At 47.7% G+C, this 11,082-nt stretch carries 10 protein-coding genes; 2 read left to right on the forward strand and 8 right to left on the reverse strand.

Annotated features, from left to right (window positions below; translation table 11 throughout):
• Nucleotides 1-266 precede the first annotated feature (266 nt).
• Nucleotides 267-1,151 carry a universal stress protein gene (locus tag SHAL_RS03645; RefSeq protein ID WP_012275840.1) on the forward strand — a complete coding sequence of 295 codons (885 nt, stop codon included), beginning with the start codon at nucleotides 267-269 and terminating at the stop codon, nucleotides 1,149-1,151.
• A 122-nt stretch (nucleotides 1,152-1,273) separates the two neighbouring features.
• Nucleotides 1,274-1,447, forward strand: a complete 174-nt coding sequence (locus tag SHAL_RS23395) for an adenine nucleotide alpha hydrolase family protein (protein ID WP_263053418.1) — start codon at nucleotides 1,274-1,276, stop codon at nucleotides 1,445-1,447.
• A gap of 73 nt (nucleotides 1,448-1,520) precedes the next feature.
• Here the strand turns inward: SHAL_RS23395 and SHAL_RS03650 are convergent, their stop codons facing one another.
• The 8 genes from SHAL_RS03650 to SHAL_RS03685 all read right to left on the reverse strand — a co-directional run bounded on the left by SHAL_RS03650 (nucleotide 1,521) and on the right by SHAL_RS03685 (nucleotide 11,035).
• Nucleotides 1,521-1,946, reverse strand: coding sequence for a nitrate reductase cytochrome c-type subunit (locus SHAL_RS03650; protein ID WP_012275841.1), 426 nt, complete (start codon nucleotides 1,944-1,946; stop codon nucleotides 1,521-1,523).
• Entirely contained in the window at nucleotides 1,943-2,851 is a 909-nt protein-coding gene (gene napH, locus SHAL_RS03655; RefSeq protein ID WP_012275842.1) for a quinol dehydrogenase ferredoxin subunit NapH, read from the reverse strand. Before napH ends, SHAL_RS03650 begins: the two co-directional genes overlap by 4 nt.
• Nucleotides 2,848-3,582 (reverse strand): ferredoxin-type protein NapG, encoded by a 735-nt coding sequence (gene napG / locus SHAL_RS03660; protein ID WP_012275843.1) that lies wholly within the window; start codon nucleotides 3,580-3,582, stop codon nucleotides 2,848-2,850. The genes napH and napG overlap by 4 nt, the downstream gene beginning before the upstream one ends.
• A 60-nt stretch (nucleotides 3,583-3,642) precedes the next feature.
• Nucleotides 3,643-6,123 carry a nitrate reductase catalytic subunit NapA gene (napA, locus tag SHAL_RS03665; protein WP_012275844.1) on the reverse strand — a complete coding sequence of 827 codons (2,481 nt, stop codon included), beginning with the start codon at nucleotides 6,121-6,123 and terminating at the stop codon, nucleotides 3,643-3,645.
• Nucleotides 6,113-6,388, reverse strand: a complete 276-nt coding sequence (locus SHAL_RS03670) for a chaperone NapD (RefSeq protein ID WP_012275845.1) — start codon at nucleotides 6,386-6,388, stop codon at nucleotides 6,113-6,115. The genes napA and SHAL_RS03670 overlap by 11 nt, the downstream gene beginning before the upstream one ends.
• Nucleotides 6,389-6,748: 360 nt before the next feature.
• The gene (locus SHAL_RS03675; RefSeq protein ID WP_012275846.1) at nucleotides 6,749-7,849 is read right to left on the reverse strand and encodes a lipocalin-like domain-containing protein; all 1,101 of its coding nucleotides are present in this window, start codon (nucleotides 7,847-7,849) and stop codon (nucleotides 6,749-6,751) included.
• Complete coding sequence (locus SHAL_RS03680; RefSeq protein ID WP_012275847.1) at nucleotides 7,846-10,374, reverse strand: ABC transporter permease; 2,529 nt, start codon at nucleotides 10,372-10,374, stop codon at nucleotides 7,846-7,848. Before SHAL_RS03680 ends, SHAL_RS03675 begins: the two co-directional genes overlap by 4 nt.
• Nucleotides 10,367-11,035 carry an ABC transporter ATP-binding protein gene (locus SHAL_RS03685; RefSeq protein ID WP_012275848.1) on the reverse strand — a complete coding sequence of 223 codons (669 nt, stop codon included), beginning with the start codon at nucleotides 11,033-11,035 and terminating at the stop codon, nucleotides 10,367-10,369. Before SHAL_RS03685 ends, SHAL_RS03680 begins: the two co-directional genes overlap by 8 nt.
• Nucleotides 11,036-11,082: the final 47 nt, after the last annotated feature.

Raw genomic sequence — 11,082 nt, forward strand, 5'->3', positions numbered from 1 at the left:
TTATGTCAATTGATGTTGTTATAACGTTACCTGAAAATAGGACTATAGCAAGTGACATAGCGTTGATAACGGCAGTTTAATCTATTGAAAACTCCAAGCTTGTTGTCGATGATTAGGTCACCGTGGTGACGAGTCCTACTGAGGCTAGGCCACCTAAGAGGTAGCTTTTTCATGTTTTGATCCGGATCGTTAATCGTATCGGTTTAACGGCACATAGGGACAAACTTGTCTAAGCTAGTATTAGGTAGTAGTAACCGGAGAGTGCGATGGACAAAGTATTCATTATTTCCCAGAGAGAAGAGGCTCATGTCGATGCGATATCGGCAGGGGTTGAGCTTGCCAGAGAGTTAGGAAAGCGCGCCGAAGTATTTGCTTATAGTTTTGAATACTTTGGTAATGCCGAATATTACAATCCCAAGTTTGTTGCTGTTGCGCAAAAGCACGTGATGAAGCAACGCATGGCTAAGATTGAACTGGAGTTAGAGAGTATCGATGCCGCCGATACACCAATCCACAGTGTCTGGAGCAAAGATCTTTATGAGCATGCTTGTCATCATTCAGACCGCCATGGCTTCGATCTTATCGTTAAAGCGGTGCACCATGCCGATCATTACTTACCTGTAGACTGGAATCTTATCCGTCACACCCGAGTGCCATTGATGCTACTGACCGATCATCCGGTACAGAAGAATAACACCGTGATGATGGCCTTAGATCTTGACAGTAAAAAAACTTTAAAGCAGCAACTAAATCAATCTGTTATTCGTCAAGCTATCGCGTTGGCTAAAGCGACTGGCTGCGAGCTACATCTTGCATTTGTGATCCGATTGCCTCAGGTGATCCATGATATGGAGATCGTCGATACCTATGCGATGATAAAAAAAGCTCGAGAAAAGCATCAAGCATTATTTGATAAGCTCAATATCGACCCTAAGTGTGTTCATATTACCGTTGGCGAACCCGATCTGTGTATCTATCAATTAGCTTGCAAGCATAAGGTACGCTATTTAGTGCTTGGTGCGGTACAGCGTCAAGGAGTCTACGCCTTTGTGGTTGGCAATATGGCAGAATCAATATTAAGTCGTATCCGCAGTAATGTGTTGGTTGTGCCTGCGCGCGAGGGGGTATTGCAGCCTCTAGGAGATAGTTGATAGGAGATAGTTTACACCCATGCAATGGTTAGACAGTCTCGGGCAAAGTATCAGCGCTGTTTGATAAGCTCAATATCGACCCTAAGTGTGTTCATATTACCGTTGGCGACCCCGATCTGTGTATCTATCAATTAGCTTGTAAGCATAAGGTACGCTATTTAGTGCTTGGTACGGTGCAGCGTCAAGGAGTCTACGCCTTTGTCGTTGGCAATATGGCTGAATCTATACTTAGTCGTATTCGCGCCAATGTCCTGATTGTTCCGGCACGCGAAGGGAAGTTGGAGCCTTTGGAATAATTATCTCTGAGTGAATAAAATAAAAACCACCTCAATTGAGGTGGTTTTTTAATGGTTTAAAGCTAGCTAAAGCTTATTGAACAGAGAAGTCGTTTTCGACCAACTGCTGCTTATTTTCAGCTTGCGGTGTATGACATTGAGTACAGTTGTAGTACTCGTTGTTTAGCTTGCCGTTGGCCAACATATGAGAAGGATCAATTGCAGTCGCTTTCATACGCTTAGCTTTTGCTGGGCTATGACAGCTGATGCAGCCGTTTTTCTTCAGCGTGATTGGGTAATCGGCTTTATGCGGGATCATAGGAGGCTGATGCACGAAGGTACGCTCGATAGACTTACCGCGCTTTGGATAAAGCGGCGCAGGATCGGCTGCACGAATATCGGTGATCTCAGACTTACCTAGTGAAATAACATTAACGGGTTCGGCTTGAGTGTTTGCTTGCTGACCAGAGCAAGCACTAAGCGCCATCACTAGCGCAGCTAAGGTGAGTACTTTTTTCATTGGTTGTTCTCCGCCTTTAGGGCAATTCGATTTTGGTTCTTTCGATTCTGAAACTGGAAAACGCGTTGGGCGCAAACGTCGATACAACGGCCGCATTGAGTACAATCACTGTCGGTTATCATGGGTTGCTTGCCTTTGAGTGCAGGCTTTAATACCTGTCTTTCAGGGCAAATAACAAAACAATCCATACAGTTATCGCAATCTTTTGCGTTTACGGCTGATACTTTTACCGGACTCACTTTGCCGATAAGGCCAAAGAGTGCACCCGTTGGGCACAAGTGTCCGCACCATGCTCTCTCACTGATAAACATGTCCAGTAAGAAGATGGCGGCCAAGATCCATAAACCACTGCCAGCACCAAACAGTGCCGCGCGATACAGTACAGGAACGGGATTTACCCACTCCCAAACAGTAAGGCCAGTCAGTACGGGTAAGATCAGTACGAGTGCAAGCAAGTAGTAACGTAAGTTTCTTGGCATCTCTGTAGTGCGAGGCAAGTTCATTTTACGTCGTAACCAGCTGGCGAGATCTGTCACCATGTTTACGGGGCAAACCCAGCTGCAAAATACTCGACCGCCAAGCACTGCATACAGCAGAGCGATAATGACGGCGCCAAGTAATAAGCTCAGCTCGGGTAAATGTCCTGTCATCAATACTTGCAAGCTGGCAAGTGGATCAGACAAAGGGACAACGCCGAAGAGTTCACTGGCAGAGAGGTTGCCCTTAAGCAACCAAACACCAGCCCACGTTGCGATGAAAGGGCTAATGGCAAACAGTGCAAAGACACAGACTTGGCATAGGCGACGAAGAAATAGGAATTTGTGGGCGCGCCACCATCCTAACTCTTTAATTGCCGCCTTGGCAAAGCCATGTGTTGTCGGTTTTTGCTTTAGTGTCTGGCTCATAACTCAAGCCCCTTGTTTAACATCTCAAGCGTAGTCTCTTCGGTGTTGATATAGGTATCGTGTGAAGCCGTTTTACCTAAAGCAATATGAGTCGGTAACACCTTAATCGCAGGCTCTTCTAGTACACACACATGTTCACATTTCCCACAGCCAGTGCAGCTGTCGCTGTTGACCTTGGGCAGGAACATCGCGTGGTGACCGCTGCGAGCATTGTGTTGCATCTCTAGGGTGATAGCGTCATCGATTAGCGGGCAAACCCGGTAACAAACATCACATCTCAACCCTTTAAAGTTAAGGCAGTTCTTCTCATCGGTCAGTACTGCAATACCCATTTTTGAGTCGTCAATATCCGTTAGTTCATGGTTCAGCGAGCCCGATGGGCAGGCTTTAACACAGGGGATATCTTCACACATCTCACAGGGAGTATTGCGTGCAGTAAAGTAGGGCGTGCCCGTTGGCGCACCTTCAAACCAGCGAGCCAGTTTGAGGGTGTCGTAGGGGCAGGCTTCTACGCATAAACCACAGCGTACACAGGCCGAGAGAAAATCGTCTTCACTTAATGCACCTGGCGGTCTTATCGCGAGCGGGTCTAACTGACTAGATTGCTTAGCAACCGCCGTTAACCCCATTCCTAGTAAGCCCATAGCGCAGGTAGCTTTTGCCGATGTGGCTAAAAACTGGCGGCGATTAACGCCTTTGGCTGCGAACTTACTTTGATTGACCGTACTCATTTGCGTTAGTTTTCTCCGCTTTTGCTTAAGCGATTAAAGTTAAGTTTGTTAGTGAAAAGCTTATGCTTTCATCACTTTAACTGGACACTTCTTGAAGTCTGTCTCTTTTGACAGCGGATCTGTCGCATCGAGTATTAACTTGTTGACCAGCTGGCGCGCATCGAAGAATGGCATAAATGCCACGCCTCTTGGCGGCTTATTGCGGCCTTTAGTTTCTACACGGGTCTTCACTTCACCGCGAGGTGAGGCAACGATCACTTCATCGCCACGCTTAAGACCACGAGCTTTAGCATCTTCTGGGTGCATAAAGATCTGTGCATCTGGGTAGGCGCGATATAGCTCAGGAACGCGAGCCGTCATCGAACCTGTATGCCAATGCTCAAGCACACGGCCAGTTGATAACCAGATATCGTATTCTTCGTTTGGCTCTTCTGCTGCGGGCTCAAATGGTAGCGCGAAGATCACCGCTTTACCGTCTGGCTTACCGTAGAAATCAAACTCTTTATCGCCTTTCACATAAGGGTCACCTTTTGAGAAGCGACGTAAGGTTTCTTTACCATCAACCACTGGCCAGCGTAGACCACGGGTTTCATGGTAAGTATCAAAGTCCGCTAAGTCGTGGGCATGGCCGCGACCAAACTGAGCGTATTCTTCAAATAGACCCTTTTGGACATAGAAACCAAATGCATCAGCTTCGTCGTTGTACTGACCCTTACACTCAGACGATGGGAACTTGTCGACCACGCCGTTAGCATAAAGCACGTCAAATAGTGTCTTATCTGCAAGTTCTGGTTGCTTAGCAATAAGCTCTGCAGGCCATACTTCAGAGACCTTAAAGCGCTTAGAGAACTCCATTAGCTGCCACAAGTCAGATTTAGCACCTTCTGGTGCTTTAACTTGCTGATGCCACATGTGAGTACGACGCTCAGCGTTACCGTAGGCCCCTTCTTTTTCTACCCACATCGCCGTTGGTAGGATCAAGTCAGCCGCCATAGCTGTTACTGTTGGGTATGGATCCGATACCACGATGAAGTTTTCTGGGTTACGGAAACCTGGATACATTTCATCGTTGATGTTTGGACCGGCCTGCATGTTATTGGTACACATAGTCCAGTAACAGTTCAGCTTGCCATCTTTAAGCATACGGCTTTGCAATACTGCGTGGAAACCCGGCTTTGGCGGAATCGTGCCCGCTGGAACTTGCCATAACTTTTCGGTGATCTCACGGTGCTTAGGATTCGCTACTACCATGTCAGCAGGTAGACGGTGCGCGAACGTTCCGACTTCACGTGCTGTACCACAAGCCGATGGCTGACCCGTTAGTGAGAACGGACTGTTGCCAGGAGTGGCAATCTTACCGGTTAACAAGTGAATGTTGTAAAGCATGTTGTTGGCCCAAACACCACGAGTGTGCTGGTTGATACCCATGGTCCACAGGCTCATCATCTTCACGTTTGGATCGGCATAAGCTTTAGCCATAAGCTCTAGCTTTTCTGGCTCAACACCACTCATCTCGGCTGCATATTCTAGGGTGTACGAGCTAACGAACTTGGCGTACTCGTCGAAGCTGATAGGCTTAGACTTACCGTTGCCAGGGTTCTTAGCTTTTTTCTCTAGTGGATGATCTGGACGTAGACCGTAACCGATATCGGTAGTACCGAGTGCAAACTTAGTGTGCTTGTTAACGAAGTCTTTGTTTACTGCATCGTTTTGAATGATGTAGTTGGCAACATAGTTAAGGATCACTAAGTCAGACTGCGGACGGAAGACCATGGCGTTGTCGGCTAAGTCGAAGCTACGGTTTTCGTAAGTTGATAATACGTGTACGCGACTCGTTGGGCTGCTTAGGCGGCGATCTGATAGACGAGCCCAAAGGATTGGGTGCATCTCAGCCATGTTGGCGCCCCAAAGCACGAACTGATCGGCGGCTTCTAAGTCATCGTAACAACCCATAGGCTCATCGATACCGAAGGTACGCATAAAGCCACCTACCGCTGATGCCATACAGTGACGTGCGTTAGGATCGATGTTATTGGTTAAGAAACCCGCCTTGTGTAGTTTAGAGGCGGCGTAGCCTTCCCAAACAGTCCACTGGCCAGAACCAAACATACCAACTGCAGTTGGACCTTTAGTCTTAAGGGTGTCTTTCCACTTGTCAGCCATGATATCAAATGCGCTATCCCAGCTGATTGGAGTGAATTCACCTTCTTTATCATATTGGCCATCTTTCATACGCAAAAGCGGCGTAGTTAGACGATCCTTACCGTACATGATCTTAGAAAGGAAGTAGCCTTTAATACAGTTAAGGCCTTTGTTCACAGGGCTTTCTGGATCACCTTTGGTGGCGACAACTTTGCCATTATCTGTGCCCACGAGAACGCTACAACCTACGCCACAAAAACGGCAAGGTGCTTTGTCCCACTTGATGTTATCTTTTTGCTCTGCAGCTTCGACTATCTTAACTGGCAGAGTCGCGCCTACAGCTGTTGCTGCTGCAACGGCGGCGTTGGCTTTTAGAAACTCGCGACGGCTAATGCTCATGGTGTTCCTCACTCTTTTCTTCTACTGGATCGACTTGATGATAAACTAGACTGCTATTTAACACGCCCTCTAGGGCGTTTATCGCTTCAACGTTATCGAGGATGGCGCGTTGGGTTTCACCTTCAATGGTGACCACAAACTTGCCTTCATCGGTAACGGCATGGATCTCGGTGCCTTCAAGAGCTGATATTTTATTCTTAATTTCAGTCACAGCACCCGGTGCGGCATGCACGACTAGGCTGGTAATATGAAATTCTTGGCTCATCTTTCTACCTTTTATTGATTTGGCTAACTCACCTAGGTGGGTTATACCGATGTTCTCTACCAAAGGTTTATCTCGAGTCTAGACCTCACAGAAACTGTGGGTATACCTCGCAAGGGGTATTGGTAGTTTTTGTAGACCGAGATCAACTTTTTCATGGTGATCTGATTCACAGATTTATCAATGAATAGCGGCGTGTTGTTTGAATTTTGATCATTCGAAATGTTAGCTTGCGCTACATTAAAAAGGTTTGATATTCAGATGCTTAATTATTGATAATGATTTTCATTTACACTTGGTTTTGGCTGTGTAAACGAATTGGGAATATATCAGGGTTTAGGTAAATATGTTATTAAATATTGATTAATATCCTGTGAGTTCCATATAGCCTAAGCCATTGTGACTACCGTTAATTTTGATGGGCCCCTCCCAATAAGGGATAGACAGCGGCATGGTTGAATTGGCATTGAGGGCTTGAGTGGTCAGTTGAATATCTTCTGAGGGAATGGCGATCTGCCAACTTACAGGATAGTGGCCTGACTGTGTTTGCTGCCAAGCGGTTGCAGTCATGGAAATCTGCTGATGATTAATGTTGTTACCGCGCCCATCGGGGTACATACGTCTACCACTATAAAAATGTTGTTTAGGATCACTATTATCCCTGAGTTGAAACAGCATCAGCGCAGAGCCATCATCTAGCCTTAGGGCAAACCAATCCCAGCCCTGCTGAGTCTTAGCAAGAAATTGTGAGCTCCACTCTCTATCTAGCCAGCCATCTCCGGTTACCATCATTGTTTTCCCATCTCGTTCGATGGTGCCACTTACCCTGATAAAAGGTTGGCTGTAGTAGTAACTCGCCACTGTGCCGCTGGCATTTTTACGACTGTAGCCGTTATCGCCCTGTAGTTGCAAAGGTGACTGGCTTTCGAGCTTGAGCTGGTAACTGAACTCGTCGGTTGCGACTGACAAAGTGGCTGGAAACAACTCATCATTGCTGCTTCGCCATTGCCAATTGTCTTGTTGGATCGCAAGTGGCGACACTTGGGTGCCGGCAAAGTGTGGGTTGCCCCGAGACCACTTTTCCTCGGCTAAATGCTGTTGCTTGCTGGTGAGCGCAGTATGCGACATATATAGCTGCTTTGTTTGCCAACTAGATGGCAGGCCATTGCCATTAGCTGTATCTGGAGCGGGCGGAGCAAGCGCAATACGAAACTGAGTCCATTGTAAACCCAGATGCTCACCAGTCTCAGTGGTTAGATTGGCAGTTAAGTACCACCACTCTTGCCGAAAGTCATCATGCGCCTGGTGATCTCGAGGAAACGATAGCTGCTTGCCCTCAGTTACGGCTGTGTAACCCTGAATATTGCCATCGAGCAGTTGTCCCATACCAGTAGATAACGAGTTTGGTTCAGAGTCGCAGCCGCTAAGCAGAAATAGTAGAGCTAAACGGTAAAACGTTTTCATAGCGCCTCCTGTTGCAAGCGACTGTTCAATGGACGCCGGGTCTGCCACAGCAGCGGCAAGATCACCGCGACGGCGCTGACGATCATGGCGATGACTAACATTCGGAAATAGGCGTACCAGTCCCACACCATTGCGATACTCCAGCCAAAGGCCTGTAGGGTGACTTTATTAATCAGCAGGTAACCGAGTAAGGCTCCCGTTGGCAGGGCAAGCAAGCAGGTGAATAGCACGATCAGTAACATCTGCCCTGAAACCATAGTGCGCAGCTGGATTCGACTCACTCCCAGAGCATAGAGCCTTGCTAGGGGGGCTTGCCTAGCTTGGGTCAACATCAAGCAGGCGCTAAATAGACCGATGGCGGCAACCAGTAAGGTGAGGCTATTGAGTACTAAGGTAATGGAAAAGGTGCGCTTAAAGATCTGCAGTGCACGAAGCTTGATTTTAGTTTGGCTATACATCTGCGCGGCAGACAGCGACAGCTGAGTTTGCAGTATCGATTCAAGTTCACCGATCTGCTTATCGTAATCGGCGGCAATGCTGCTAGGAGCGGCTGGCAAGCCCAGCTGTTGCCAAGTGGTTTGGCTGACAATCACTTGGCCTGTGGGATTGCCGTAGTCATAAAAAATGGCCCCAATAGGCAGAGGAGGTAGCGAGGCTCTTTCAAACTCTGTCAGTGAGATCTTATCGCCAATATTGAGGCGGTACTTAATCGCCATCGGTTCACTGATCATCAGTGTCTTACCATTAAAGAATTCTTGCCAATGATCGCTCGATTGAGCCTTTATCTGATTACTGTTTCGCAGCGAGTGCGTATCGCGGGTCATTAAGCTCACAGGATCGTTTTGATAATGGCTCGTGTGTAGCCACTGACCATAGATAGCACTGACATCGGGTAAACTTGCCAGTAAGGCTTTAGTTTCGACCACTTTGTCGCTTGGAGGGCGGATATACAGGTCGGCATAGAGCCTGTCATCGAGCCAATGTTTTAAGGTGATTTCGAAACTGCCAACTAAGGTGTTCATGGAGATGTTGGCGGTCAGCGCCAATAGCATTGCCATCATGGCGAGAGAAAGCGGGCCGATAATCTCTTTGCTTTCTGCCACGCCGTATTGCCACAGTCCTGCAGGAGTGATTCGCTCGACAAGGGATAATCCCACATGCAACACCTGTGGCAGTAGTAGTGGAATTGCGATGGTAACCACGCCTAGCAGGACGAGGCTTTGTTGGTATTCCAGTGTCAGTGGAAATAGTCCCGCGGCAATAACGAGCAGTATTATCGCAATGATAAAGAGTCTTAGGTGTTGTCTTCTTGCATGACTCTGTAGTTCGAATCGGCTGGCACTTCGAGCCAGCGGCTGTTTAGCTAAGCTGTTAAACAGTGGATAACAGGCAAGTAGAGCCGCAACAAAAGTGAGTCCAATCGCCTGATATAGCCAGCTCCACTGCCAGACTCCAGGCATCAGCCTTGCACCGTAAAGCTGCTCGAGTGTCAGTGCAATCATCGGCTGTAGCCAGTGACTTAACTGCAAGCCAAGAATAAACCCGGCCATAGACCCCACTAGCACCAAGGCGAGTAGCTCAAGTAACAGTGCCAGCAACAAGGCTCGTTGTGGTATGCCTTGCTGTTGCAGTTGTACCAATAGTTTCTGGCGTTTCAATAGGCTGTAGCGCACGCCGTTATAAGCAATAAATAACCCGACAATAAATGCCAGTAGGCTCATTGCGCTCAAATTTAGGTGAAAGCTGCGAGTGAGACTCGTCAGGCTTTCGCCGCCATCTTGAGGGGTCAATTCAAAGTGCTTACTCGTTTGCTGATTAAAGGCTCGGTAGATCTGCTCCGTTAAGTTATCTGGATCGCCAAACAGGGCGATATAACTGAGCTCTCCTGTTTGATTTAGCAGTCTTTGCCCGAGTGAGATATCCATTAGAATAGCATTGCCGAGTCCAAGATCATCGTCTAATGAAATCACCTTAAGGGAGATGCCATATAGCCGCATTTTTGCTTGAGGGGCGACCTTCGCCGCAAGGCTTTGACTCATTAGGATGATAGGTTCGCCCGATAACAGTTTGGCGAGGGGGAGTTTTTCTGAAAATAACGCGGCTTTCTGCTGTTCGCTACCTGTAGATGAGCCCTTAGTTTGTATCGATAAGGCGGCAACAAGATCGCTCGCTTGGATATCCCAGCGCTGACCTCTATCGTCGGTGACAGTGCCAGTTAAAACGGCTAACGTTTGGGCTATACCGGCTTGTTTCAGGGTGAAATAAACCGATTCCTCAATTGATTTGTTACCGCTCAGAGGCGTGAGTAGCAGTTGCGCTCTTTGGCTTAGGAGCTCGGTCGCCTCGGAGTAACTGCGCACCGCATTTTCATTGGTGGCTCTGACCCCAATAAGTAGAGTGACCGCCAAAATGATGCCGAGTAAAATAGCTCCAGCTTGCAGTGGGGATTTTAGATAGTGGCGCATAAATACGCTCAGAGTTAAACGCATCGTAAGCCACAGCTCCTGTCCCGCTAGGCTACTCATGGATCTTACCCTTTTCGAGGTGCCAGCGCCTTTTCATAAAGGCGGCGCACTCACTGCTGTGGGTGACCATTAAGATTGCGGTATTAGATTCTCTAGCGAGCAGAGTAAGCAGGGTCATTACCTGTTGACCCGCTTTTTCATCTAGGTTACCCGTGGGTTCGTCGGCGAGTAATAACTTGGGTTTATGGGCAAGAGCGCGAGCGATGGCGACACGCTGCTGCTGGCCGCCGGATAAGGTTTCTACACTTCTATGTTTAACCTCCTCTAATCCAAGCTGCTCAATGAGGTAGTCACACCAAGGGGTCCATTGTTGTTGGTTTAATCGTAGAGAAAAGGCGATATTGTCTTTAACATTGAGTGGCGTTAATAGGTTAAATTGCTGAAACACCATCCCTAGGTGTTGGCGTCGAAATTGGCTCCATTGCTTATCTTGCCAGCTAGAAGTGTTACTCGAGTTGAGATATAGCTGGCCCTGTTTAATGAACTCAAAGCCGCCGATGATATTGAGCAGGGTGCTTTTTCCGCTGCCACTAGGGCCGGTTAATGCAACGGTGTCGGCAGTACCTAGCCTAAGGTTAATATCGTCTAAAACTTGGTGATATTTGTCACCATCGTTAAAGCCTTTTGAGACTCGACTCAGCCAGACAATTTCACTCCCCATTATCACCCCTGTCGCTGCACTATTATCCTTTAATTCAAATAGTAATC

Source organism: Shewanella halifaxensis HAW-EB4 (assembly GCF_000019185.1).
Lineage (GTDB): Bacteria > Pseudomonadota > Gammaproteobacteria > Enterobacterales > Shewanellaceae > Shewanella > Shewanella halifaxensis.